Annotated in this window: 29 protein-coding genes and 1 tRNA gene; 5 read left to right on the top strand and 25 right to left on the bottom strand. The window is 62.8% G+C overall.

Annotated features, from left to right (window positions below; all coding sequences use genetic code 11):
- Positions 1-17 precede the first annotated feature (17 nt).
- Both METUNV1_RS18270 and METUNV1_RS18265 read right to left on the bottom strand, forming a co-directional pair.
- Entirely contained in the window at positions 18-1,406 is a 1,389-nt protein-coding gene (locus METUNV1_RS18270) for a DUF1302 family protein (RefSeq protein ID WP_043360311.1), read from the bottom strand.
- Complete coding sequence (locus tag METUNV1_RS18265) at positions 1,403-2,158, bottom strand: ABC transporter ATP-binding protein (RefSeq protein WP_008064330.1); 756 nt, start codon at positions 2,156-2,158, stop codon at positions 1,403-1,405. The genes METUNV1_RS18270 and METUNV1_RS18265 overlap by 4 nt, the downstream gene beginning before the upstream one ends.
- 53 nt (positions 2,159-2,211) lie before the next feature.
- Between METUNV1_RS18265 and METUNV1_RS18260 the strand changes: the two genes are divergently transcribed.
- Entirely contained in the window at positions 2,212-3,024 is an 813-nt protein-coding gene (locus tag METUNV1_RS18260; RefSeq protein ID WP_008064328.1) for an outer membrane lipoprotein-sorting protein, read from the top strand.
- 57 nt (positions 3,025-3,081) lie between these two features.
- Positions 3,082-3,828: a PEP-CTERM/exosortase system-associated acyltransferase gene (locus tag METUNV1_RS18255; protein ID WP_008064325.1), complete on the top strand. Its 747-nt coding sequence runs from the start codon at positions 3,082-3,084 to the stop codon at positions 3,826-3,828.
- Positions 3,829-4,080: 252 nt separating this feature from the next.
- On the opposite strand, the gene METUNV1_RS18250 is transcribed toward METUNV1_RS18255, so the two are convergent.
- Positions 4,081-4,929 (bottom strand): tyrosine-type recombinase/integrase, encoded by an 849-nt coding sequence (locus METUNV1_RS18250; protein ID WP_008064324.1) that lies wholly within the window; start codon positions 4,927-4,929, stop codon positions 4,081-4,083.
- Between the two features lie 21 nt (positions 4,930-4,950).
- Positions 4,951-5,181 (bottom strand): hypothetical protein, encoded by a 231-nt coding sequence (locus METUNV1_RS18245; RefSeq protein WP_139026415.1) that lies wholly within the window; start codon positions 5,179-5,181, stop codon positions 4,951-4,953.
- A 545-nt stretch (positions 5,182-5,726) separates the two neighbouring features.
- Here METUNV1_RS18245 and METUNV1_RS18240 point away from each other — a divergent pair.
- Genes METUNV1_RS18240 through METUNV1_RS18230 form a run of 3 tightly spaced genes read left to right on the top strand, consistent with a single transcriptional unit; the run spans position 5,727 to position 7,424 of the window.
- Positions 5,727-5,951 (top strand): hypothetical protein, encoded by a 225-nt coding sequence (locus tag METUNV1_RS18240; RefSeq protein ID WP_008064318.1) that lies wholly within the window; start codon positions 5,727-5,729, stop codon positions 5,949-5,951.
- Positions 5,952-5,954: 3 nt separating this feature from the next.
- Positions 5,955-6,221: a hypothetical protein gene (locus tag METUNV1_RS18235; protein WP_139026414.1), complete on the top strand. Its 267-nt coding sequence runs from the start codon at positions 5,955-5,957 to the stop codon at positions 6,219-6,221.
- Between the two features lie 3 nt (positions 6,222-6,224).
- A complete protein-coding gene (locus tag METUNV1_RS18230) occupies positions 6,225-7,424 on the top strand; it encodes a ParB/RepB/Spo0J family partition protein (RefSeq protein ID WP_008064316.1) in 1,200 nt (399 codons plus the stop codon).
- 9 nt (positions 7,425-7,433) lie between these two features.
- Here METUNV1_RS18230 and METUNV1_RS18225 read toward each other — a convergent pair whose 3' ends face one another.
- From METUNV1_RS18225 to groES, 21 genes are all read right to left on the bottom strand, one after another.
- On the bottom strand, positions 7,434-7,787 hold the full coding sequence (locus METUNV1_RS18225; protein ID WP_139026413.1) for a hypothetical protein: 354 nt from the start codon (positions 7,785-7,787) through the stop codon (positions 7,434-7,436).
- 3 nt (positions 7,788-7,790) lie between these two features.
- Positions 7,791-8,453, bottom strand: coding sequence for a helix-turn-helix transcriptional regulator (locus METUNV1_RS18220; protein ID WP_157257866.1), 663 nt, complete (start codon positions 8,451-8,453; stop codon positions 7,791-7,793).
- Between the two features lie 404 nt (positions 8,454-8,857).
- A complete protein-coding gene (locus METUNV1_RS18215; RefSeq protein WP_008064315.1) occupies positions 8,858-9,640 on the bottom strand; it encodes a TraX family protein in 783 nt (260 codons plus the stop codon).
- The gene (locus METUNV1_RS18210) at positions 9,625-10,779 is read right to left on the bottom strand and encodes a zonular occludens toxin domain-containing protein (protein WP_008064314.1); all 1,155 of its coding nucleotides are present in this window, start codon (positions 10,777-10,779) and stop codon (positions 9,625-9,627) included. Before METUNV1_RS18210 ends, METUNV1_RS18215 begins: the two co-directional genes overlap by 16 nt.
- 43 nt (positions 10,780-10,822) lie before the next feature.
- Positions 10,823-11,137 (bottom strand): DUF2523 domain-containing protein, encoded by a 315-nt coding sequence (locus METUNV1_RS18205; protein WP_008064313.1) that lies wholly within the window; start codon positions 11,135-11,137, stop codon positions 10,823-10,825.
- A 9-nt stretch (positions 11,138-11,146) separates the two neighbouring features.
- Positions 11,147-12,559 (bottom strand): virulence factor TspB C-terminal domain-related protein, encoded by a 1,413-nt coding sequence (locus METUNV1_RS18200; protein WP_008064312.1) that lies wholly within the window; start codon positions 12,557-12,559, stop codon positions 11,147-11,149.
- A gap of 129 nt (positions 12,560-12,688) precedes the next feature.
- Positions 12,689-12,904, bottom strand: coding sequence for a major capsid protein (locus METUNV1_RS18195; RefSeq protein ID WP_008064311.1), 216 nt, complete (start codon positions 12,902-12,904; stop codon positions 12,689-12,691).
- The gene (locus tag METUNV1_RS18190; protein ID WP_008064310.1) at positions 12,885-13,505 is read right to left on the bottom strand and encodes a hypothetical protein; all 621 of its coding nucleotides are present in this window, start codon (positions 13,503-13,505) and stop codon (positions 12,885-12,887) included. Before METUNV1_RS18190 ends, METUNV1_RS18195 begins: the two co-directional genes overlap by 20 nt.
- A 2-nt stretch (positions 13,506-13,507) precedes the next feature.
- Positions 13,508-13,720: a hypothetical protein gene (locus METUNV1_RS18185; protein ID WP_008064308.1), complete on the bottom strand. Its 213-nt coding sequence runs from the start codon at positions 13,718-13,720 to the stop codon at positions 13,508-13,510.
- The gene (locus tag METUNV1_RS18180; protein WP_139026412.1) at positions 13,717-13,980 is read right to left on the bottom strand and encodes a hypothetical protein; all 264 of its coding nucleotides are present in this window, start codon (positions 13,978-13,980) and stop codon (positions 13,717-13,719) included. Before METUNV1_RS18180 ends, METUNV1_RS18185 begins: the two co-directional genes overlap by 4 nt.
- Before the next feature lie 69 nt (positions 13,981-14,049).
- Positions 14,050-14,388, bottom strand: a complete 339-nt coding sequence (locus tag METUNV1_RS18175) for a hypothetical protein (protein WP_043360306.1) — start codon at positions 14,386-14,388, stop codon at positions 14,050-14,052.
- Positions 14,389-14,439: 51 nt separating this feature from the next.
- A complete protein-coding gene (locus tag METUNV1_RS18170) occupies positions 14,440-14,817 on the bottom strand; it encodes a hypothetical protein (protein ID WP_008064304.1) in 378 nt (125 codons plus the stop codon).
- 59 nt (positions 14,818-14,876) lie between these two features.
- Complete coding sequence (locus METUNV1_RS18165; RefSeq protein WP_139026411.1) at positions 14,877-15,254, bottom strand: hypothetical protein; 378 nt, start codon at positions 15,252-15,254, stop codon at positions 14,877-14,879.
- On the bottom strand, positions 15,238-16,371 hold the full coding sequence (locus METUNV1_RS18160; RefSeq protein WP_008064302.1) for a replication initiation factor domain-containing protein: 1,134 nt from the start codon (positions 16,369-16,371) through the stop codon (positions 15,238-15,240). The genes METUNV1_RS18165 and METUNV1_RS18160 overlap by 17 nt, the downstream gene beginning before the upstream one ends.
- Before the next feature lie 401 nt (positions 16,372-16,772).
- The gene (locus tag METUNV1_RS18155) at positions 16,773-16,934 is read right to left on the bottom strand and encodes a hypothetical protein (RefSeq protein ID WP_008064296.1); all 162 of its coding nucleotides are present in this window, start codon (positions 16,932-16,934) and stop codon (positions 16,773-16,775) included.
- Positions 16,935-17,389: 455 nt separating this feature from the next.
- A tRNA-Phe gene (locus METUNV1_RS18150) sits at positions 17,390-17,465 on the bottom strand.
- 80 nt (positions 17,466-17,545) lie between these two features.
- Positions 17,546-17,860, bottom strand: a complete 315-nt coding sequence (locus tag METUNV1_RS18145; protein ID WP_008064295.1) for a hypothetical protein — start codon at positions 17,858-17,860, stop codon at positions 17,546-17,548.
- A gap of 7 nt (positions 17,861-17,867) precedes the next feature.
- The gene (locus tag METUNV1_RS18140; protein WP_008064294.1) at positions 17,868-19,352 is read right to left on the bottom strand and encodes a sensor histidine kinase; all 1,485 of its coding nucleotides are present in this window, start codon (positions 19,350-19,352) and stop codon (positions 17,868-17,870) included.
- Positions 19,339-20,013, bottom strand: a complete 675-nt coding sequence (locus METUNV1_RS18135) for a response regulator (protein WP_008064293.1) — start codon at positions 20,011-20,013, stop codon at positions 19,339-19,341. The genes METUNV1_RS18140 and METUNV1_RS18135 overlap by 14 nt, the downstream gene beginning before the upstream one ends.
- 418 nt (positions 20,014-20,431) lie before the next feature.
- The gene (gene groL / locus METUNV1_RS18130) at positions 20,432-22,072 is read right to left on the bottom strand and encodes a chaperonin GroEL (protein ID WP_008064292.1); all 1,641 of its coding nucleotides are present in this window, start codon (positions 22,070-22,072) and stop codon (positions 20,432-20,434) included.
- A 39-nt stretch (positions 22,073-22,111) separates the two neighbouring features.
- Entirely contained in the window at positions 22,112-22,402 is a 291-nt protein-coding gene (gene groES, locus METUNV1_RS18125) for a co-chaperone GroES (RefSeq protein WP_008064291.1), read from the bottom strand.
- Positions 22,403-22,420: the final 18 nt, after the last annotated feature.

Here is a 22,420-nt window from a genome sequence, read left to right as displayed (position 1 = left end):
CAGGCCTCCGGTGAAGGTCAGAAGGAGTAGCGCAGTTCGCCGTAGTAGCGGTCGGAATTGCCGAAGCGGCCGAAGTAGCCGTTCGCATTGCCGCCGAAGAGGTCGGCGCCGAACTGGGCGCGCCAGTTCGACTGCACCCGCCAGATGAGCTTGGGCCGGAACATGTAGTCGTTGCGTACCAGCGACTGCACCCACAGCATTTCGCCTTCCAGACGCTCGTCGAACTTGTGGTTGTACAGCAGCGCCATGCCGTTCTCGCGCTTCGACGCCAGCAGGTCGGCGTTGCGGTCGATGTGATAGCGCTCGAAATACTGGATGTTGAAGCGCGATTCGTTCTGGAACGGGAAATCCAGGCCGATCGCGTAATCAACCATGTCCTGCCGGACCAGACCGTCCGGCAGCGCGGACGACACCGGCAGCCGGCGATCACGCGTGAGCACGCCTTCGGCACGCAGCAGGAAGCTGCCGAAATCCTTGGTCAGCGTAGCGCCGTACTGGTGTATCCAGTCATGCTCCGGCGTGTAGATGACCGTGGTCGGCGACGCGAAGCGGCGGGCGAAGGTGGGATTCACGTCCAGGCTGCGGTAGTAGAAGGCCGACAGGTCCCAGCCCTTCACCAGGGTGCCGACCCGCAGGCCGTAGTTCGAGTTGCTCAGCTTCGAATCCGGCCGCTGCTGCGCTTCGTAGCGCGCATTGACACCGGGGATCGCCGGCTGGGTCGGATAGAAATCACCGCCGAAGCGACCGATGTTGTCGACGCTCACGTACGGCACCCAGATCAGCTCGGCGCGCCAGTCGTTGCGGAAGTACTCGGCGCGGGCCGCCCACTGCGGAATGCGCTGCTGGTCGAATTCCTGGGTGAAGAACTCGCGCATGTCCCGGGCCGACACGACGTCGGCGAAGAACAGGCCGACCATCTCGCCCCACACGATGTGCTGACGGCCCAGGCGCAGCTCGACCTCGCCGACCGGCACGTCGACATACACTTCGCGCCAGGCGAATTCGCTGCGGCGGTCATCGCGCACCGCGGCGGGATAGAAGTCACTCTCCCAGCCGTAGGCGAGGTCGTAGTCGACGCGGCCGACCGCCTTCCACTTGATGCCCTGACCGAAACTGCCGCTGCGGCCCAGTTCGTTGCGCCAGCGCGCCTTCGACCAGTGGCTGTCACCGGACACCGTGCGCGCGAGCTCGAACTGGCTGAAACCGCGCCAGCCGGACACGCTGTCGCCGGAATTCGCGAGCCCCTCGGTCGATTTCTTCGCCTTGCCCTCCTCTTCGGCCGGCGGATCCGCGAACAGGTCGTCCATCGAATCGGCCGCCTGCACCGGGGACAGCGCGCAGGCGGCGGCAAAGGTCAGCGCGGCCAAGGGGCCACGGCGGAAGGACGGGAAGGAACGACGCATCATGAAGCGGCAGCCTGAAGTGAAGCGGTTTTCGGGGGTTTGACGTAAGCCCATTCGCCCGGCGCCTTCTGCACGCCCAGCGCAGTCAGCTCGCCGTCCTCGATCCGCACCAGGCGGTCCGCCATCGACATCACCCGCTTGTCGTGCGTCGAGAAGATGAAGGTGGTCTTCATCGTGCGGTTGATCTCGCGCATCAGTTCGAGAATGGCGTCGCCGGTCTTGCGGTCGAGGTTGGCAGTCGGTTCATCGGCCAGCACGATGGCAGGCTGAACCGCCAGAGCGCGGGCGATGGCCACCCGCTGACGCTGACCGCCGGAGAGCTGATTCGGCCGGTGAGTCATCTTCTGCCCGAGACCGACGATTTCGAGGAAGTAGCGCACCCGACGGTCGCGCTCTTCCTTGCCGATTTCCGGCAGCTGAAGCAGCGGGTACTCGACGTTCTCGTAGGCCGACAGCACCGGCAGCAGATTGAAGGTCTGAAAGATGAAACCGATGGTGCGGGCACGCAGGCTGGCCAGTTCGTCCGGTGTCTTGCCGGACACGTCCTGACCGTTGATCAGGATCTGGCCCGAGGTCGGCGTATCGATGCAGCCGATGAGGTTGAGCAGGGTCGATTTTCCGCTGCCGGACGGCCCCGCAATGGCGATGAACACGCCGTCCTCAATATCCAGCGTGATATTCTTCAACGCATTGACCTGCTGGCCGCCAAGCACGTAGCTGCGGCTCACATTCCGGATCTGGACGACGTTGTTCATCTGGAAGCCCGGTTCAGAAAACGGGTCATGCGCCCGGTGCTGGAGACAAGAACATGAATCATCCGAACACCCCCTGCGCACCGCAGGCGACGACTGCGCCCGGATGCGCACGACGCGCCCGCCATGCCCTGCTGCGCATCCTTGCGGCGACCGCGGTCTATACTGCACCGCTGTGGGTCGGATCGCAGGCGTACGCCCAAGATGCCGCAAGTATACTGGAAAAGGCCGACACCATCCGGTTCCCGCGCGAGCCCTTCCAGGTCGAAGTCAGCGTCACCTCGACCACCGCCAGCGGCGAAGAATTCCGCAAGTACCGCATCCTGTCCAAGGGCAACGAGAACACCATCGTGCAGACCACCGAGCCGGCCTCGGAGCGTGGTCAGATCCTGCTGATGAAGGCGCGCGACCTGTGGGTGTTCCTGCCCACCGTGTCCCAGCCGGTCCGTCTGTCGCTGGCACAGCGACTGACCGGCCAGGTGGCCAACGGCGACCTGGCACGCGCGAACTTCTCCGGCGACTACACGCCCAAGCTGCTGCGCACCGAGAAGGTGGATGGTCAGGACCATCACGTGCTAGAACTGACCGCGGTCGACCGCGGCGTGACCTATGCCCGCGTGCTGCTGTGGGTGCGCGCGTCGAACAATGCGCCGCACAAGGCGGAGTTCTATTCGCTGTCCGACAAGCTGCTGAAAACCTGCGTCTATGACGAATACAAGACGCTCGGCGGCAAGCTCAGACCGACCCGCCTGACCATGCAGGACGCGCTGAAGGCGGGCGAACAGTCGGTGCTGGAATACGGTGCCATGCAGATACGCGAAATTCCGGACAAGGTGTTCGACAAGGAATACCTGAAGAAACTACAGTAAGAAGAACAGTTCAGCGCACGCGGGACACACACCCGCGGCTCACCCGGTCAGATCATCATGTTTCTGCTCGAAGTCGGAAGCCTCAAGGAAAACTTCGCCAAGTACTTCGCGGTTGAAGCCGCCGTGGACGAAGCGATGAAGCATGAGGTGTATCGCGTCCGGCACCAGGTGTATTGCGAAGAACTGGGCTACGAGGAGGTCAATCCGGAGCACGAGGAAACCGACCCGTATGACGCCCAGTCTCTGCTGATCGCGCTGCGCGCGCAGAACAGCGGCCGCATCGTCGGATGCGTGCGTCTGGTGCAGGTCGATCCGGCCGATCCGGCCGCGGAACTTCCGTTCGAGCATCTGTGCCGCGACGCCATAGACCGCACCATCATCGACCCTACCCGCATCGATCGGCGGCATATGGTCGAAATCTCACGGCTTGCGGTGCTGTCGGACTACCGCAAGCGGAAAGGTGACAGCCGCGGCCCGATCGCGATTTCCGACGAGGATCTGGGCACGCGGGACCAGCCCCGTTTCCCCTACATTCCGGTCGGCCTCTATCTGGGCCTGCTCGCTGCCGCCGAACTTCACGGCGTCGAACACCTGTTCACGCTGACCGAAGCACGGCTGGCACGCCACCTGACCGCACTCGGCTTCCGCATCCACCTGATCGGCCAGGCGGTCGAGCACCGCGGCAAGCGCGTGCCCTCGGTCATCTACCGCAGGGAACTGATGGAGCACCTGCCACCCTTCATGCGCCCGCTGTACGACCAGCTGCTTGAAGAGATGTCAGCGCGCTACGCGCTGCCGGCCTGAAACGCCGCACCTCACCGGCTGCAGCCGCAGGCCGGCGCCTCACCCCTTTTTTCCACTCGCCAGCAGACGCATGCCGATGGCACCGTCCCGCCTGAATCGCCTGCACTCGCGCACGATGCGGACGCACAAACGAAAACGGCCCGCCATGAAGGCGGGCCGTCCGGAAATCTGGTGGCCTGGGGCGGAATCGAACCACCGACACGCGGATTTTCAATCCTTTCGTCGTTAAGCGCCTCGAACGACAGCGGCAAATCAATCGATTTTGTCGATAACCCGGTGCACTTCACTATCGACTGCTGCCGCATGGGCCCGATGCGCACCGGGCTGCAAATGCGCGTACCGGCGAACCATGATGCGCGTTTTCCAGCCGCCCAGGTCCTGCACCACATCGAGCGGCGTGCCCGCTAGTACGTGCCAGGTCGCCCAGGTGTGCCGAAGATCGTGCCACCGGACATGCTGTAACCCCGCCCTCCTCTTCGCCCGATACCAGGCTGACGTCGACGCCCTCTGCATCGGGTTCCCCTTGTAAGTAAATACATACTCACCGTGCCGGCCGCGCTGCGCCCGGAGGATCTCAAGAGCCGATTCCGACAACGCAGGCGCAAACGGATCACGAGCCTTCATGCGATCGCCTTCAAACAGCAGGAAGGACCGGTTTTGATGCACTTCCGTCCAACGCAGTCGGATGACGTTGGCCATGCGCAATCCCGTCGAGAGCGAAAAGACGAATGGTGCGCGGAGATGGTCCGGCAGCTCGGCAAAAAGTCGCCTAGCCTGGTCCGGCTCTAGCCAGGTCGTACGGCCACGCGGCTCCCTGAACATCGGGACATGAGGCGCCTTGTCCAGCCATTCCCAGACCCGAACGGCCCGCCGCAAGATTGCACGGACCAAGGCCATGTATCGATTCACAGTGGTCCGGCTGGAGCCTTCTGCGAGGCGAGCCCGAATGACAGCACGCAGAACATCGCCGTTGATGTCCGGCAAGGCATACATGGAGAGGTGGCCGGCAAGCCATTCAAGCTTTCTGCGGTCTTGCTCTATGGTGGCCTTGTCGAGGCGATCCTCTAGCCAGCGCTCGGCCGCTGCAGTCCACGTCCTCATAGGGAGAACTCCCGGAAGAGCTCATCGCGGAATCTCCACGCAGTCGTACTGAGAAAAGATACGAGGCGGCTTTGCACCCTCCGCCTTGCGCAGTAACGGGGTCGAAGGAAACTTCGATGAAATCGCGGCGACCGCCTCACGACAAGTCTTGACGCTGGAAAACGTCGGTCCGAATGACGGGGTGACGGACAGTTCTTCATTTCCATCACCCGCGTAGGCCGTCACAAGCACAACCAAGATCCACTGACTCATGGCTATCTCCGAAAACTTCAGGAACGTGGAGATATGCCATCGGCAGATGCCTAGAAGGACTTGAGCACATCGGCAATCTGGCCGATGTGCTCATTTCGGGCAAAAGGCCCGGTCGTGCTGCGCACCACCGAAAGTCAAAGGCGACGAAGTGCGCCTGCTGCGCACCTCGTCCAGCTCGAGGCCGGACCCCGGCCGATGGCCGGCAGGGGTTTGCGGGCTTTGCCCGGAGCCCGCTTCGCGGGGTTTCGGGTTGTCTCATTGCGACCAGCTGTGCCCGCCGTTCCATCCGCTTCCTTCCTCGCATATCGCTCCCGAGATCTGAAAGCAGGCAAGAACTCACGCCAGCGGTGAAGCCGCTGTCATGCCTTCTTGCAAGCTTTTTGGGTGGAGGACGCTTCGCGTGCTGTCCGCGACCCTTTGGGGCGAGGAACTCAGCGGATGGGACGGCAGGAGACGCCGCAGCCTGCCTCACGGAGAAAACCCGAAACAACGCGGGGGCTCCGAATCTAGCGGCTAGGTCGGCTTACAAGCGAAAGGACAGGGACATGCGCTACACACTCTCAGTGAATTATAGCGGCGGCGATGACGGCGGCTCAGACGAGTTCGACAGCCTGGCGGACGCGATGACGGTGCTGGAACTGCATCTGAAGGATCGGCACCGCTCTTCTCACAAGCAGGTGGTGCTGACGCGGCACTTCGACGGCTACGACATGGTGATGGCAGCGGAGACGGTGCCGGCGCTGTGGGTTCTCGACCTGGTGGAGGGCTGAGCCATGACGACGACTACATCGAACGGAATGCCTTTCAGCCTGCGCGTCCTTCAGTACGGGTGCCGATACACCACGGTCAAAGAAATCGTGCAACGGCTTGAGCTCGACAACGACGACTGCGCGTACGTGGTCGGAGATCCAGAGAACGCATCGTACGAATACGTAATCGCGCGTGGCCCAGACGTTACAGAGCATTCCAACTGCGGCTACGGCATTCCGAACGCAGCGCTTCGTGATGCGCTGATCAGTTACTACGGGAAGGGGGCCTGAGCCATGACGACGACCGAGAAGAAGGCGACGCCGGCCACGGCGGTGAAGAAGGCTCCGGCGAAGGCAAAGCGGCCGGAACTGACCAGCGTAGCGAATGTGGTGCTGGTGCCGCTCGATGACCTGCTGACGGATCAGAACATCCGGGAAGCGATGGACGAAGAGGGGCTGAGGGAGCTGGCGCGGGATATCGAGGCGCGCGGGCTGCTGCAGCCCATCGTGGTGACGCCGGCCAAGGGCAACAAGTACCAGGTCGTGGCCGGTCATCGCCGCGCTGCGGCGATCCGGCTCACGGCCGCGACGGCGGCGCCGGCGGTGATCACCAAGTTCTCGATCAAGGACGCGAAGATGGCGCAGCTCGCCGAGAACATCCAGCGCGCAGACCTCTCGCTGCTGGAGGAAGGCCGGGCACTGCTGGCGCTGCGCAATGAGGGCATGAGCCTGGCGGAGCTGGGCGAGCTGGTGAACAAGTCGCGCGCTTGGGTGTGCAAGCGGATCGCGTGCGTGGATGAGCTGCCGTCCTTCATCGCGGATCTGGTTGAAGACGGTGTCACCGAAGATCCGGAAATCATCCTGGCGATGAAGGAGCTGTTCCATCTCGACTGGTGGCAGGCGAAGCTGGCCAGGGACCGACTTCGGGCGGGTGAAGAAAGCCGGGAATCGCTGCGCGAGCTGGTGAAGAAGGCGAAGGAGCCGAAGGCACCGCCTGCGCCGTTGGTCGTGGCGAACACCGGCGGCGAGGAAGGTGCGGACACGAGCGGCGCCGGAGAACTCACGCTGAAGAAGGTGCAGGAGGACCGTGAGCGCATCCAGGCGGAGCAGCTTGAGATCGCGCGGAAGGCGCAGGCCCAGCAGCAATGTTACGCGTGGCGGCTGATCGAGGAAGCGAAGAGCGAGGAAACGACCACGGCCTACCAGCCGTTCAGAGGGACGCTTGAACCGGAGGCGCGGACCTACTGGAAGGAGGTGCTGGGCGACGCATCGACGCCGAACGGCTTTGAAATGATGGTGCGCCGGGCGGCGAAGGACTGTTACGCCAACGCGGAAGACTCTGACCTGCTGGTCGTGATGGCCTGGGCGGGGATGAAGCGGCAGCAGAACCTGCTGGCATACCCGACCGAAGAGGAGGTGGACGGGGTGCTACGGCAGTTCGTGGAGGAGTTCAGGGGGATGGTCGTTTCGCATGCGAAACCAGAACTCCTCTAGCCGTAGCCGTTACTTTGCGGGAGCGGCTTTCGCTCCCTTAATCCCCGGGTCATCTGTCGCACTATCGTTCGACCGCAATCCAAGTCCAATCTCTTGAATTAACGCACGCATCTTTGCATTCGCTTGCTCCGAGCCGTCAATTATTGCAGCCTTGTTATTCAAAGAACTTTCAACAATTGCCTTACACGCCTCTAGCAAAGCTGCCGTCGGAATCGCAAGCGTCACCACTGGCTCTTTAAGAACAGTTTGATCATCCGGCTTCAAACCTTGCCGGAAGGAGGAAAAGCTCAGTTTTGTAACACACGCCCCAAACATGAATGAATCAAGCTCATCAACAAATATTTCCCGTTTATTATTATCCACCCCTTAATCCTCCCGTTCCAATCTATCTACAACCCCACCAAAAAAAAGAGCGTTTGAAAACTCATTTTCATTACTTGGTGTGTGCCTGATAGCAAGCCATTCCTTCGCACGGCCATCACCTTGATGAGGGACCGTATTCAACGCGTATGCATCATCGGAATCAAGACCAATTTGTTGCTCTTGATAAACAACAACATAGGCACAAGGAGCAGCCACGTCATCGTCGTCAAAACTCTTGGCAAACAACGCTTCTGGCGTTTTACTCGAATTCTCCATAAGGAATCGACTAAACGACACGAAGCGCATCGACAACGCAACATCGAACGCCGAAGCCACCTTAAACAAGGTAGACACAGAGTACTTTCCGTAGGACGGATCTTCCAAGCGGGAAACGGTGGTCTGGCGAACACCACCCCCCATTTTTTTGGCAAAGAAGTCCTGCGTCCAACCACGCAACTCACGGTTCTCTCTAATCTGATGGGCCAAGCCGTGAATTACAATGTTTCGCGCATAGTGATCTCTGTAAGCCTTGTTAGTCAGTTTCTTCGCAATCGAATCCCGAATTTTGGCAGAAACACCTACAGGCATGCTCACCATGAGCTTCGTCTTCGACTTTGCGGCGCCGCTTGTTGGCCTGCTTGCACGCATCTTTCGGGACGAATTCATCACCCTTCTCCATCGCACAAAACAATATTGTGAATTCACTCCCCCCTGGGCCAAAATAACCCAAGGGCCGAATCTGCTTATTACAAGCGCGGAAGCGAATTTCATAGAGATCTTCGCAGTTTCCCCCAGCCAGTCTCGCAGCTTGCGGCCGAGTCCACGCGCTACGCGGGCGCTCTATCAAGTACTCCAATGCGGCATCAAAAGCCGCTTGGAGTTCCGGATCGGACTGGTCGTAGAACTCCTTCACTTGGTTACGCCCGCTGCCCGAGCAGAAGCACCTAACGCTCCACAGTGCCATAAGCCGACTTCAATCCTATAACAATTTTGTTGTAATCGATCTATGAGTTTGTAGCGGCACAGGCTGATAACGGCAAAAAGCTGTGCAGATCGTCACGCGGGTTTCATCAGGTCAAACGGACATTTCTTACCATATCGCATACCCAAACAGCAATACTGAAAACGTGCGCAGCATAAAACCACAGAGCCCACCTCCCCTTGAGGAATCGGAGAGACGGTAACTGACGAACCCTGACACAAGCGCCGAAGCATGCGATCAGCATCGACACAAGAAGCACCGAAGCCGATGCACTCATATGATTAACAAGGAAAAAAGCCACGGCACCCACCACCCAACAAACCGCCTTAACATGTTGTGAAGCATGCGCGGCTTGATAGAGCGCGGTAAGAAGCATGAGGCCGGTGAAGCCGAACGACGACGGCGCTTGGATGATCGAGGCGACCCCGACCACCGCCAGCCCCTTGGCGACGTTCGCCGCTGATGGCGCTTGGGCGAGCGCGACCAGGTAGGCCACCGTCGCAAAGCTGAACAGGATGTTGCCCGCCCACCACGGACTGAACCCTGTGTTGGCGAAGGCGAGTGCATAGACGGGCTGGGTGCAGATGGCCCAGATCAGCAGGCGCCTGGCGGTGGCCATGGCCTTGTGCGGCTTCAGGGTCAGCACGAAAGTGAGCCCGAAGAGCGGGAAGGCCAGGCGGCCGATCAGCCAGGCCCAGACCGAGGCGCGATCAAACAGGCAGGTGTTGATGTGGTCGATCAGCATGCAGATGCATGCGATCAGCTTCAGCACGTCTATCTGCAGCGGATGGATCGGGAGGACGGTGGCGCGTGCGGCTTCGACAGCCTTGACCGGCAGTTCGGCCAGGCGGGTGATCAGGGGGCGCGCCATGGCGAGGTAGCCGGCACGCGCGGTTGATACGGTTGCTGTTCGGGCTGTTTCTGCGTGCTGCCGCTGAGCCCTTCACGCGGTGGCGGTGCTTCAATGGCGATGCTGGACGGTGTCACGGTGGCGGCGGTGGCCACCAGTGGGGCGTTCTGGCGGGTGTCGTTCCGGCGTTCCTTCTGTTCCGGTGTGCGGGTATCCCAGGCCATGAAGAAGCCGTCCTTCACGATGGCCTGGCAGAGGTGTTCGGGCATGGGCAGGCGGGTGGCCTGCTGGCTGTAGCAGCGGCAGCTGCCTTTCAGATCCACGCATGCGGCGGGATACGGTGCCTGGGTCGGCTTGGTGACCTCGTCGTACATCGGGGCGCTGTACTCCAGACCGTCGACGCGCGGTTGTCTGTCCTGCAGGTACTGGGCGGTGGTGATGCGGCCTTCACGGGTGCGGCCGGGGCTGGTGCCCGCCGGCTGCTGCGCAGGCCCCTGATGCGGCCTTTGCTCGATGCGCGAGCCTTCGGAGAGCGGTTCGCCCTGGGTGCGGCCGTAGAACCATGAGACGGCATAGCCCACCACGGCGATGAAGAGCGGCGGCAAGACGAAGAGCAGGTAGTAGCGCAGCGGCCGTTTGGTCTTGTGCGTATGGACTTCGGCGGAGCGGTACCAGGCGAAGGCTTCCGGCGGGTACTTGAAGCTGTGTTCGAGTGCGGTGGAACGCGCGGACAGCGGGTTGTCCTTCACCGACTCGAATTCGAGCACCTTGGCTTTCTGCTGGCCGAACTGGCGGACCGAGTGGAAGTGCTTGCCGCAGAGTCGTCGGACATTGCTGTCGATCAGCATCGGATGCTGCGTGATCAGCACCAGATCGATGCCAAGGTGACGGTGCGTTTCGAGCTTGGCGACGTGCTCCGGCACGTTGGCGCCGTTGCCCCGTGGCCGGAAGACGCGCTGAGCCTCATCGATGATGATGATGGCGTTCGCTTCGCACTCGTACCACTTGGTAGCGTCTTCCAGCTCGATCCAGGGCAGCTTCAGCTCCGGGATGCCCGAGTAATACACCGGGCGTCCTTCGGCTTCGGCCTTCGCCTTGATGCGGGCCAGCGTGTGCAGGGTCTTGCCGGCACCGGGCAGGCCGGTCTGCAGCTCGATCACGTTGCACCCTCTTTTCGTGCAGCTCTAACCTTGCTGGACACCCTCACTTCACCACCCAGCGCTTGATGACGCCCTGGAAGCCGGACATGAAGAGCTTGGTGGCCAGTGCGGCGAAGATGATCTGCACCGCTTCACCGATCTTGAGCATGCCGACGAAGCCGGCGAGATCCGCCGGCAGGCCGGACATCTGGCTGAAGTAGTTCGCCTGGAACTGCTCGAGCAGCGGGTCGAGTGCGTTGTAGGTCACCAGTCCGAGGCCGAGCGCCATGAGGACGCGCCCGACCAGGGACGTGGCGATGCTCATCAGGATGCCGCCGAGCGAGGCACCGGCGATGACGGGGATCAGGGGAAGCGCCATGGTCAGACCTCACGCGGACGGGTTGCGCAGCACGATCAGTGCGGCGAAGAGATAGGCGAACGCCTGGACGAAGTTGCCGAGCCAGCCTGCGGCTTCGCACGGCTTCTCGAACGAGATCTCGAAGCTGTTGCCGCCGGGCAGCGGCACTGATCGCGGTGAGGGGCAGGTCGCGGCGATGGGCGAGGCGTCCAGGCTGGACGAGAACTTGCCGGTCACATCGAGCGGCGTGCCGTCCTTCTGTCCCTGGATGTAGGTCGAGCCGGTGTCACTGCCGGCCTGGGCGGCGTCGACCATGTCCGTGTAGACGTTGGAGGCCACCGCTTCGCAGTTGCGCTGATGGATCTCGCGCGCGACTGCGCACTGCACGGCGTCGCCTTCGCAGGTGAAGGAGCCGCAGGAGCCCCCGAAGCGACCTTCCTTGCAGAAGGCGGAGCTGGGGTTCTCCTTGCAGAAGGATTCCTTCGGCTCTTTCGTTTCCTTGCTTTCGGTGCTGGTAGTGGTGCCGTTCGGGCCGGTCGTGGTGGTCGTGGTGCTGGTCGTACTGGTGACCGTGCCGGTGCCATTGTGCGTGGCCCGCGTGTCCGTGGTCGTCGTCGAGGTCGTCTGATTCGGCGGGGTGCCGGTGGTCGTGGTTTCGGTCGTGCGGTTGTAGGTGGTGATCGGCTTGTTCTCCGAGGCCATCTCCGAGCAGGCGACGCACATGTACGAGCCATTGAAGTAGCCGGGGCACTTGCCGGTCGGGCAGCGCGGCGGATCGTCCGGCGGCGTGACGGGGATCGGGTCCGGGTCGCTGGGGCTGTCGTGCGATTCGGTTTCGCCGTTGCCTGGGCCGGAGCCGTTCAGATCCCCGGAGCAGAACTGACTGGTATGGACCAGACCGCGCACGCCGTAGAGCGTGCTGCCATTGCTCCAGGGCATGGTGAAACCTTCACCGACCGTGAGCTTGCAGCCGTCACGGCAGATCGCGGTCGGCGCGATGGTGTAGGGAGAAACGTAGTTCGAGCCGCCGGCCGTGCCTGCTGCTGCACATGGGGGCTGACAGACACCGGTCACGGTGTTCCTGACCTGGCCGGATGCGCACTCGGGCGGCGGCGGTGTGGCGCACTGCCGGGTGGTCGTGTTCATGACGGTTCCCGCGTCGCAGGCGCCATGCACCCACCAGGCGGAGAAGCCGCAAGGCAGTGAGCTGTCTTGGTAGTAGGACATCAGTTGCCACGGCGATGGAGGTGCTGAGCCACTGCACCCGTGCGTGGAACTGGGAACGCGCAGGCCGTAGCCGCCGGCGTAGGTGACGACCTGGTTAAGCGGCGCGGAGGGATTGGCAAGCGCCAGCAGCGAGAAGGATGCGGCGAAGACGCCGACGAGGAAGGCGGCAAGCGCGCGTACTGCGCGACGTGCGCTCAGTAGCGGAAGATGATCCATGCGGCCCCCAGCAGCGCGATCATGACGTATGCGCCCATGATGTGATTCCCCCAGGTGAATGCCGGGACCGACCGCAGCCCCCCGGGTTACTACTTGAACAACAACTGCAGAACTGCGCCTACAGCGGAGTTACATCGCGCGTGCGATCCACTTGTAGACCTTGATGCCCACCAGCACGACCAGGACGGCCGCACCGATGGCCGCGATCGGGGCGCTGGCGCCGCCAATGGCCGAGGTCACGGACGACACATCGACGCCACCGCCGGAGGCGTGCGCAGCGGTGCCGGCCAGCAGCAGGGGAGCGGAGACGACGACGCCACCGACCTTACGCAGGTACTTCTTCATGGTTGCTTCCTTTCACGAACAGGGTTTGGATTGCGGCGCGGATGCCAAATGCGACAGCCCATACGCCAATGATTGCGACCGCGATGGTCGCGCCTGCTTCCGTGCTCAGGGCGAAGGGGTTGCCCATCGCTTCCGAACCCGAAAGCACCACCATTTCGCAGGCCGAGAGGTCTGCGGGCTGGGGGTTCTGAACGACGAGGGCACCGCCCTCGCCAATGGTTACGCACTGCATGTCTGATCCTTTCTGCTGCGGGTAGTCGGGCAGGGAGCCGAGGCCGTTGGAACCGCCCTTGATCGAGGCGACCCTGGCGCCGGTGTAGGCCGGGCCGGGCGTGCCGTCCGCCAGGTAGAAGGCGTAGGACTCGAAGGGGCCGACGCCGCTTTCTGCATCAACGCAGAAGAAGCGGAAGGTGCCGTTCTCTTCGAACTGAGCGGCCACACAGTTGCTGGTCTGCGGCTGCATGACGCCGGACAGCGTGAGCGCCTGGCTGACGGTGTCGACGTAGCTCGCGTGGCACCCGGTGAAATAGGTGTCGCCGCCGATCTCTTCGCCGTACTCGTTGTACTGGGGCACGTAGACGTCAGACTGGTAGCAGCTCACGGTCAGCCCTTCCGTTCGGCGCGCATGGCACGCGGGTAGAGGCGGCCCATCTGCAGGCCCACGGTGACCGCCAGTTGCGCCGGCTCACCAGGCTTCAGCCCTTCGGCTGCAGGCAGCTCACCGAAGGTGCCGTCCGGCAGTTCCACCATGGCGATGCGCAGGCCGTTGCCGGCCCGCTTGACCTTGCGCACCGTGCATTCGGTGATCAGGTTCATGCGTGCAGTCTCCGCAGGCGAAGCCGCGCTTCGACACGGCCATTACGGACCTGGATCGTGCTGTACAGGCCCACTGTGTCCGCCTTCGTCACGTCGGGGTCGCACGGCACGTCACCGAAGCGGCCGTTGTCCAGTTCGACGTGAGCGACGTGGAAGGCCCCCTTGATCTGGGTGACCGACAGCACCCGCACGGTGCGGGAGAGAAAGTGTTCGCCGCTGCCGGTGATCGGCGGGGGCACCAGATGAGGATGAGACATCATCGAAATCCCTTTCGGCGGGACTCGCCCGCAAACAGGTTTAGTTAGATGTAATGACTGCGACTACCGGTGTTACTTCGTTTTGACACTCATGAAACGTGGAACCCATTCGATTTCGGTCTGGTACTCCTCAATCACCTCAGAGAAGTGGCAAAGCCGGAACAAGACATAGCGTTCCTCGAACTCGCTGCGACGCAGGTGATCACGTAGATAGCGCTGGGCTTCTTCCATCGTGTCAAACCAGCTGTCTGCGAGTTCCGAGCCATCGCCCGTATCCCAGCCATGCACGCCCCACGGGGGTGAATAGTCCGAAACCCTCATCACGACACCCCGAAAAGCTCCGCTTTCGGTGGCAATCGTTAAAACGATCATCTTGTTACGGACACGTACGTGGTACTTTCTGACTTCCATGATTTTTCCTTTCAACGCGGGCAAGCCCCGTCGAAAGGGGATTCCCGGCCGCTACTCGCGGCCGTTTCTTTTTTCCCTCCTGATCTTCACAACGTGGATGCACGCGAAGTGCGGCTTGCGCAGCGCTGACACGTCGAGGCCCTTGCTTTCCAGCGAAGCCAACCGGTCGGGGTGGTCACCTTCGGGGCGCCAATCGATACGCCGGCTCGGGTAGCGCAGCTGCAGCAGCGCACCACCGATCTCGGGCAGGCCAGCGCGACCGAGCGTGTTGCAGAACCACATGCCGAACTTGCCCGGTGCGTTCAGCACCGCATCGGCCAGCAGAAAGAGGAACAGGAACGGAGCGGCAAGCAGCGCAAGCGCTGTCTGCCACCACTTCGCACGCTGACCATTCACGGTCAGGCCGTTGCCTTTTAGTTCGATTTTCATGTCGTACTCCCTGAGGGGTTGAGAGGAGCGTTTCGCATGCGAAACGCTTGAACTTCAGGTTAGCCCTTCGGCGCCTGTGATGCCGGTGCCGATGCCTGCTTCTGCTGTCCAAGCAGGTGCAAGGGCTTTACCGAGACGATTTCCTTCTTCACGTCCTTGCCGGCCTGGAACTCGCGGATCTGGATTTCGGCCATGTAGGCATCGGCTTCCTTGATCGCCATGGCGTTCTTGCTGCCGGGCATCTTCAGCACTTCGAGGCCGAGGCCCCAGCTCATCGGATTGGGATCGTCCGGACGCGACAGCGGCACGGTCAGGAAGACTTCGGTGTAGTCGAAGTGGGTGCCGTTATCGAGCGTGAATTCACGTCCACGGGCACCCAGCACAACACGGCGTTCGGTGCGGATCTGGTCTTCGGCAAGATCAAACAGAATGGACATCGTCATTTCCCTTCATCAGTTGGCGGCCTGATACGTCGTGGTCCGATTCGGCCTGATCGGCGACGGCATAGGTGGGCATGTCAAGCGAGCGCTTGACCATCTGGCGGTACATCTCGTCGGTGGTGACATCGGCGACCAGGTCCTGCACGAACTGCTGTCCGTTGATGGCGATGGCGACCGCCAGGGCGGCACCGGCCGCGCGGCGCACGTAACGCACCATGGCTTCGTATCCCTTCTTGGCGGCGTGGCGCACCGTGGCAATGCGGGACTGTCGTTCGTTGAGCCATTCGAGCGCCGGATAGGCGCCGGCGAGGTAGTGGCCGGGTTTGAGCAGGGTGTCGAAGGGGATGACGCGGTCTTCGGCCTTGAGCTCCAGTTCGATCCGGGTCCAGGGCGATTCACGGTCGCCCATCTGCTTGCCCTTCTCATAGACGCGCAGGAACTTGCCGGACTGGCGACGGCCGACGTACAGCGTTCGACCCCGGCCGTCCGGGCGTGCCCAGTTGCCGACCTGGTTCATGGCGGGCGACTGCGGGGCTTGCGGGAGCCTGAAGCGGTCATTGCTCCAGTCGTCAAAGGCGCGGTCGACGTCGTAGCTGCCTTCGTGATCGTCGTGCGTGATGTCGATCCGGGTGATCTTCGCGCCGGTCAGCTCACCTGCGGTCAGGGCGCCGGAGGTGAGAAAGGCGTGCATCGCGGCTTCCCATCCGGGCGTTGCGTGCATGCAGCCTTCGCCGGTCAGCTCGAAGAGCATTGTTGCGCGCTGGCCGCCTACGGCGATGAAGCCGTAACGGCCGTCCTCGCCGAGTGACCAGGAGTGGCGGTAGAAGCGGTGACCCTTCTCGCGCTTGGCGTAGATGCCGAAGCCGAGGATCTTTTCCAGGCGCAGCGAGAGGTAGAGGGCAGCGTCTTCGGTACCGACGAACTCGGGAACGTCCCATCCGTTGTTCGCGTCGATGGCCGCAACCGGGAAGGTGACGGTCAGCCAGTCGATGAAGGCCTTGCCGTCACCCCGGGTGCTGGTTTCAAGAACGACGGACTCTTCGCCCTTCTTTCCGAGCACGTAGCGTTCGCCGTGCCGGTTGCGGGGCCAATGAGATTCAACGGAAGCGAACATGTCTGCTCCTCCAGGATGTTCCCGCGCGGGGTTTGGGGTGTGACTGGACTGTTCCCCCCCTATTAGTCAGGGGGGGCGCGGACGCGCCGGCCGTGCCCGACGGTCCCGGCGCGGCGCGACCGCGCTCGAATGTCTCGATGGAACCGCACTCGATGCAGATGCCGGAGAGCGCAGGACGGAGGACACGGCCGGCGAACGACAAGCGCGCTTCCCGCCACAGGAAGGCGCAGTCGTAGCAGCGCATGAAGATCCAGGTGAAGACAGGCAGGGTGATCACGAGCGATCACCCCGCGGAATAAGAAGCCCGGTAAGACGCCTCAGGGAGTGGGTTCGGCACCGGGTAAAGGGAGGAGTGTTACGCGCTGAATCTAGCACGCGGAATGAATATGCGAAATGGGATTTCACTTGAAACCCCTTCCGCGACGCTGGGCGTCCAGGATCGCCTGGGCATGGAAGCCGGCCCGGCGGGCGCGGTCCAGCTCCTTCTGCAGATGCCGCTTCTTCGACCGGCGCACAGGATCGGGCATCGGCGCCGAAAGCTGGCGCTCGAGGTCTTCGATCATGCGGAGGTGGCCGGGGTGGGTCATGACGACATACTGTCAAAAGTCTCCTAACAAAGTTAGAAACCTTTTGACAATTTGTCAAGCAACTTCAAACAACCTATCCTGCTAACAGGCAAGCAGATACAGACAGGAGGACACCGTGCGAACAGTTAGCAGCTATCTGGACGAACTGATTGACCGCCGCATTGCACGCAATGACGCGGACATCGCTCGCCTTCTGAATATTTCTCGCGCCACCGTGAGCATCTGGCGCTCGGGCGGCTCAGCACCTGGCGAAGATCAGGCGGCAGCACTGGCCGTGCTGCTGGAACGCCCTGAGTTTGTGGCGGTGTGCATGGCGCAGCGAACGAAGCGCGAGGACACGAAGCGGGTGTGGGAAGTGGTCGCGCAGATGCTGCACGAAGCGGAAGACCAAACGAAAACGGCCCGCCATGAAGGCGGGCCGTCCGGAAATCTGGTGGCCTGGGGCGGAATCGAACCACCGACACGCGGATTTTCAATCCGCTGCTCTACCAACTGAGCTACCAGGCCGAGTGAGTCGAAGATAATAGTCGCTGATCGGTCGCCTGTCAAAGGATTTCAGAGTTTCTGCATCCTTCACCAGCCGCCGCTCAACCCGGCTGGATCGCCGCCATCCGTGTGAACAGCACCACCTTGGCAATGATGAGCACCAGCTCGAGCAGCAGCAGGAAGGCGACCGCCAGCGCGGGCATCCAGCGGTCGGGAACGAAGCGCGGCAGCACATGGCGGCAGAGCCTGAACAGCGGCCGGCTGACACGGCCGAAGGCGCCGTAGATCAGGTTGTCATCACGCCGTGTGCCCGCCAGCAGCCACAGCGCGCCCTGACCCAGCAGGGTCAGCAGCAGCAGTTCGTTCAGCCCTTTCAGCAGCACGACCGAACGCAGCGCGAGTTCGACACCGTCCATGGCGCGCTCAGGCCTCGCGCGGCGCCGCGGCCGCACCCTCGATCACCCGCGGAAACGACACCCGTACGATGAGGCCGGTGTGACCCTGCTCATCGGCCGGATGGGCGTCGAGCAGTTCCACCTCGGCCCGGTGCAGTTCCGCGATCTCCCGCACGATGGGCAGGCCCAGTCCCGAGCCCTCGACCTGGGTGCCCAGCACCCGGTAGAAACGCTCGAACACCCGCTGCCGGTCCTCGGCGTGAATGCCCGGCCCGGAGTCCTCGACCTCGACCAGCGCGCGGATGTCCGCTTTCAGACGCACCGTCACCATGCCGTCATGCGGCGTGTACTTGATGGCGTTGTCGATCAGGTTCTTGAACATTTCACCGAGCAGCACGGGATTGGCATCGACATGCAGCGGCACGTGGGCGCGCTCGAAGCCGATGTCGATATGACGCCGGCGCGCGGCCGGCACCCAGTCCGCCACCTGGCTTTCGAGCAGCCCGTTCAGTTCGACCCGCTCCACCGCATGGACCTTCTCGGAACTGGCTTCGGCGCGCGCAAGCGCCAGCAGCTGATTGATCAGGTGAGCGGCGTTGGTGGAGCTGAGCAGAATCTTTTCCATGCAGGCGCGGATCTGCGCCGGATCCTGTTCCAGCAGCGCCAGTTCGGCCTGACTCCTGAGGCCGGTCAGCGGCGTCCGCATCTGGTGCGCGGCATCCGCGATGAAGCGCTGCTGCGCGGCGAGATTCAGTTCCAGCCTCAGCATCATGTCATTGAGGGCATGGATCAGCGGACGCAGTTCTTCGGGCACCCGCCGCACGTCGATCGGCGACAGGTCGGTGGGGCGCCGGGTCTCGATCACCGCCTGCAGCCGCTTCAGCGGCCACAGACCGCGCCCGAGGCCGAAATACACCAGCACCACCGCGATCGGAATGATGACGAACTGCGGCAGCAGCACGCCGGACAGGATGCGCGACGTGAGCGCCTCGCGCTTGTTCAGCGTTTCCGCCACCTGTACCGTCACGTAGGAGCCCGGAATGGTGGTGACCGGCTGGAACATGTAGGCGATGCGCACGTCCTCGTTGTTGATGCGCCCGCCGCGGTAGTACAGCTCGCCCGGCTTCCACTTGGGGTCGTCCGGCACGTCCGGCACTTCGCTGTCACCGGCCAGCAGCTCGCCGGCGCCGCCCAGCACCTGGTAGTAGATGATGTCCTCGCCGTCGATGTGGAACAGGTCGCGCATCTGCGGCGGCTTGACGAAGATGGCACCCACCGGCGTGAAGCGCACCTGCCGGCTCAGTTCGTACACGCTGTCGCCGAGCACCTTGTCATAGGGCGCATGGGCGATGTCGTCCGCCACGTTGTGGATGATGGCGATGCTGATCGGCCACACGAACATCAGTGGCGCGAGCATCCAGTCGAGGATTTCGCCGAACAGCGAGTTGTATTCGCCGGTCTTTTCGCCGGTGGTCTTGTTGCGGCGCAGCTTCAGCTTGTCACGCGACGGCATCCGGTCTTTCCAGGCAATAGCCCAAACCGCGCAGGGTCACGATGCGCAGGCCGCTGTGCTCTATCTTCTTGCGCAGGCGGTGCACATAGACCTCGATCGCGTTGTTGCTCACTTCCTCGCCCCAGCCGCAGAGGTGATCCACCAGCTGCTCCTTGTTCACCAGACGGCCAGCGCGCAGCAGCAGCACTTCGAGCAAGGCGGTTTCGCGTGCAGACAGTTCGATCGGCTGGCCATTGACGCTGGCGACGTGGTCGGTCTGGTCATAGGCCAGCGCCCCGACCTCGATGCGGGTGGGCATGCCGGTACCGCGCCGGGTCAGCGCGCGGACCCGTGCCTCCAGCTCGGGCAGCGCGAAAGGCTTGCACATGTAATCGTCGGCGCCGGCATCCAGCCCGCGTACGCGGTCGTCGATGCCGTCCTGCGCGGTCAGTATCAGCACCGGCGTCGCACACTTGCGCGCGCGCATGCGCTTGATCACCTCGATGCCCGACAGCTTGGGCAGACCGATGTCGATGATGGCCAGATCGAAGGACTGGCCGTGCAGCGCAGCGTCGGCCTCGCCGCCGCTGGCCACGCTGTCGACCGCGTAACCGGCGCGTCGCAGCGCCCTGACCACCGCATCGGAAATGACCGGGTCGTCTTCGGCAAGCAGAATATGCATCGCAATCCGGCCTTGCGGCCGCCTCCTCCATGAACGTCTGCTGCGTTCGTCCGGGCGCTGCGACCGCCGGCCGCATAACCCCACTGCGCGTCAGTGTAAGGGAGATGTAAGCGCTCAAGAATAGTCTGCGCAGCGCTGTTCTTCTTTTGGTCCGCGGGGGCACACCGGTCACACGGAACGCCCCGGGGAGCACCCTTCCCCTGCACGGGGTGCTCCCCGCCAATTTTTCCGGCCCGCCGCCCTGCCCTGTCCCCCGTACCGTTCTCCTCGCCGCGCCCGCACCGCCCCGGCCGAACCTTGCTGCGCGTTCATCCATGCCGCATGAGCCGGACCGTGGACGAAAAAAGGCCCGCACCTGGGTGCGGGCCTTTCGTGGTCAGCTGACCGGGCTCCGGCCGCCGGGGCGGCCGGAAGGACATTACATGTCCATGCCCATGCCGCCCATGCCACCCGGCATGCCGCCGCCCATGGCCGGCTTGTCGTCGGCCAGTTCGGCGACCAGCGCGTCGGTGGTCAGGATCAGGCCGGCCACCGAAGCGGCGTTCTGCAGCGCGGAACGGGTCACCTTGGCCGGATCCAGCACGCCCAGTTCAACCAGGTCGCCGTAGGTGCCGTTGCCGGCGTTGTAGCCGAAGTTGCCCTTGCCTTCCAGCACCTTGGCCACCACGACCGACGGCTCATCACCGGCATTGGCGACGATCTGGCGCAGCGGCTCTTCGATCGCGCGCAGCACGATCTTGATGCCGGCGTCCTGATCCGGGTTGTCACCCTTCAGTTCGCTGATGGTGGCGCGGGCGCGCAGCAGCGCAACACCGCCGCCCGGGACGATGCCTTCTTCCACCGCAGCGCGGGTGGCGTGCAGCGCATCTTCCACGCGGGCCTTCTTTTCCTTCATTTCGACTTCGGTCGCGGCACCGACCTTGATCAGCGCAACACCGCCGGCCAGCTTGGCCTTGCGTTCCTGCAGCTTTTCACGGTCGTAGTCCGAGGTGGCAGCGTCGATCTGGGTGTTGATGTTGGCAACGCGAGCCTGGATGGCGTCTTCCGAGCCGGCACCGTCGATGATGGTGGTTTCTTCCTTGCCCACTTCGATGCGCTTGGCCTGGCCGAGATCCTGCAGCGTGGCCTTCTCCAGCGACAGGCCGACTTCTTCGGCGATCACGGTGCCGCCGGTCAGGATGGCGATGTCTTCCAGCATGGCCTTGCGGCGGTCGCCGAAGCCCGGCGCCTTGACCGCAACAGTCTTCAGGATGCCGCGGATGTTGTTCACCACCAGGGTGGCCAGCGCTTCGCCTTCGATGTCTTCGGCGATGATCAGCAGCGGACGACCGGCCTTGGCGACCTGTTCCAGCACCGGCAGCAGATCACGGATGTTGCTGATCTTCTTGTCGTGCAGCAGCACGAACGGGGCTTCCAGAACGGCGATCTGGCGGTCCGGGTTGTTGATGAAGTACGGCGACAGGTAGCCGCGGTCGAACTGCATGCCCTCGACCACTTCCAGCTCGTTGTTCAGCGACTTGCCGTCTTCGACGGTGATGACGCCTTCCTTGCCCACCTTGTCCATCGCTTCGGCGATGATGTTGCCGATGTCGCTGTCCGAGTTGGCCGAGATCGAGCCGACCTGCGCGATTTCCTTGCTGGTGGTGGTCGGCTTCGAGATCTTCTTGATCTCTTCGACGATGGCGGACACCGCCTTGTCGATGCCGCGCTTCAGGTCGGTCGGGTTGAAGCCGGCGGCCACGTACTTGAAGCCTTCGCGCACGATGGCCTGGGCCAGCACGGTCGCGGTGGTGGTGCCGTCACCGGCGTTGTCCGAAGTCTTGGAAGCGACTTCCTTGACCAGCTGGGCGCCCATGTTCTCGAACTTGTCCTTCAGTTCGATTTCCTTGGCCACCGACACGCCGTCCTTGGTCACGGTCGGGGCGCCGAACGAGCGCTCGAGCACCACGTTGCGACCCTTGGGGCCCAGGGTGACCTTGACCGCGTTGGCCAACACATTGACGCCATTGACGATCTTGGCGCGTGCGTCGTCAGAAAACAGTACTTGCTTTGCAGGCATTTAATCTCTCCGATGTAGGGGTTTCAGCGACGGGGAGGCTCAGGCCTCGACCACGGCCACGATGTCTTCTTCGCGCAGAACCAGCAGTTCTTCGCCGTCGATCTTGACCGTCTGGCCGGCGTACTTGCCGAACAGCACGCGGTCACCCGCCTTCACGGCAGGCTGACGGACCTTGCCGTCTTCCAGAATCTTGCCGCTGCCGACAGCGATGATTTCGCCCTGGTCGGGCTTCTCGGCGGCGGAATCGGGAATCACGATGCCAGAGGCGGTCTTGCGCTCTTCTTCCAGACGCTTGACCAGCACGCGGTCGTGCAACGGACGGATTTTCATGCAATGACTCCTTGAGGA

The organism is Methyloversatilis universalis FAM5, assembly GCF_000214035.2.
Taxonomy (GTDB): Bacteria; Pseudomonadota; Gammaproteobacteria; order Burkholderiales; family Rhodocyclaceae; genus Methyloversatilis; species Methyloversatilis universalis.
This window is presented reverse-complemented; position numbering and strand designations above follow the sequence as displayed.

Excerpts from the sequence above, each read along its gene's own strand:
- METUNV1_RS18270 (WP_043360311.1), bottom strand. The coding sequence starts at position 1,406 with ATGATGCGTCGTTCCTTCCCGTCCTTCCGCCGTGGCCCCTTGGCCGCG.
- METUNV1_RS18265 (WP_008064330.1), bottom strand. The coding sequence starts at position 2,158 with ATGAACAACGTCGTCCAGATCCGGAATGTGAGCCGCAGCTACGTGCTT.
- METUNV1_RS18260 (WP_008064328.1), top strand. The coding sequence starts at position 2,212 with ATGAATCATCCGAACACCCCCTGCGCACCGCAGGCGACGACTGCGCCC.
- METUNV1_RS18255 (WP_008064325.1), top strand. The coding sequence starts at position 3,082 with ATGTTTCTGCTCGAAGTCGGAAGCCTCAAGGAAAACTTCGCCAAGTAC.
- METUNV1_RS18250 (WP_008064324.1), bottom strand. The coding sequence starts at position 4,929 with ATGAGGACGTGGACTGCAGCGGCCGAGCGCTGGCTAGAGGATCGCCTC.
- METUNV1_RS18245 (WP_139026415.1), bottom strand. The coding sequence starts at position 5,181 with ATGAGTCAGTGGATCTTGGTTGTGCTTGTGACGGCCTACGCGGGTGAT.
- METUNV1_RS18240 (WP_008064318.1), top strand. The coding sequence starts at position 5,727 with ATGCGCTACACACTCTCAGTGAATTATAGCGGCGGCGATGACGGCGGC.
- METUNV1_RS18235 (WP_139026414.1), top strand. The coding sequence starts at position 5,955 with ATGACGACGACTACATCGAACGGAATGCCTTTCAGCCTGCGCGTCCTT.
- METUNV1_RS18230 (WP_008064316.1), top strand. The coding sequence starts at position 6,225 with ATGACGACGACCGAGAAGAAGGCGACGCCGGCCACGGCGGTGAAGAAG.
- METUNV1_RS18220 (WP_157257866.1), bottom strand. The coding sequence starts at position 8,453 with ATGAATTCGTCCCGAAAGATGCGTGCAAGCAGGCCAACAAGCGGCGCC.
- METUNV1_RS18215 (WP_008064315.1), bottom strand. The coding sequence starts at position 9,640 with ATGGCGCGCCCCCTGATCACCCGCCTGGCCGAACTGCCGGTCAAGGCT.
- METUNV1_RS18205 (WP_008064313.1), bottom strand. The coding sequence starts at position 11,137 with ATGGCGCTTCCCCTGATCCCCGTCATCGCCGGTGCCTCGCTCGGCGGC.
- METUNV1_RS18200 (WP_008064312.1), bottom strand. The coding sequence starts at position 12,559 with ATGGATCATCTTCCGCTACTGAGCGCACGTCGCGCAGTACGCGCGCTT.
- METUNV1_RS18195 (WP_008064311.1), bottom strand. The coding sequence starts at position 12,904 with ATGAAGAAGTACCTGCGTAAGGTCGGTGGCGTCGTCGTCTCCGCTCCC.
- METUNV1_RS18185 (WP_008064308.1), bottom strand. The coding sequence starts at position 13,720 with ATGAACCTGATCACCGAATGCACGGTGCGCAAGGTCAAGCGGGCCGGC.
- METUNV1_RS18180 (WP_139026412.1), bottom strand. The coding sequence starts at position 13,980 with ATGATGTCTCATCCTCATCTGGTGCCCCCGCCGATCACCGGCAGCGGC.
- METUNV1_RS18175 (WP_043360306.1), bottom strand. The coding sequence starts at position 14,388 with ATGGAAGTCAGAAAGTACCACGTACGTGTCCGTAACAAGATGATCGTT.
- METUNV1_RS18170 (WP_008064304.1), bottom strand. The coding sequence starts at position 14,817 with ATGAAAATCGAACTAAAAGGCAACGGCCTGACCGTGAATGGTCAGCGT.
- METUNV1_RS18165 (WP_139026411.1), bottom strand. The coding sequence starts at position 15,254 with ATGTCCATTCTGTTTGATCTTGCCGAAGACCAGATCCGCACCGAACGC.
- METUNV1_RS18160 (WP_008064302.1), bottom strand. The coding sequence starts at position 16,371 with ATGTTCGCTTCCGTTGAATCTCATTGGCCCCGCAACCGGCACGGCGAA.
- METUNV1_RS18155 (WP_008064296.1), bottom strand. The coding sequence starts at position 16,934 with ATGATCGAAGACCTCGAGCGCCAGCTTTCGGCGCCGATGCCCGATCCT.
- METUNV1_RS18145 (WP_008064295.1), bottom strand. The coding sequence starts at position 17,860 with ATGGACGGTGTCGAACTCGCGCTGCGTTCGGTCGTGCTGCTGAAAGGG.
- METUNV1_RS18140 (WP_008064294.1), bottom strand. The coding sequence starts at position 19,352 with ATGCCGTCGCGTGACAAGCTGAAGCTGCGCCGCAACAAGACCACCGGC.
- METUNV1_RS18135 (WP_008064293.1), bottom strand. The coding sequence starts at position 20,013 with ATGCATATTCTGCTTGCCGAAGACGACCCGGTCATTTCCGATGCGGTG.
- groL (WP_008064292.1), bottom strand. The coding sequence starts at position 22,072 with ATGCCTGCAAAGCAAGTACTGTTTTCTGACGACGCACGCGCCAAGATC.
- groES (WP_008064291.1), bottom strand. The coding sequence starts at position 22,402 with ATGAAAATCCGTCCGTTGCACGACCGCGTGCTGGTCAAGCGTCTGGAA.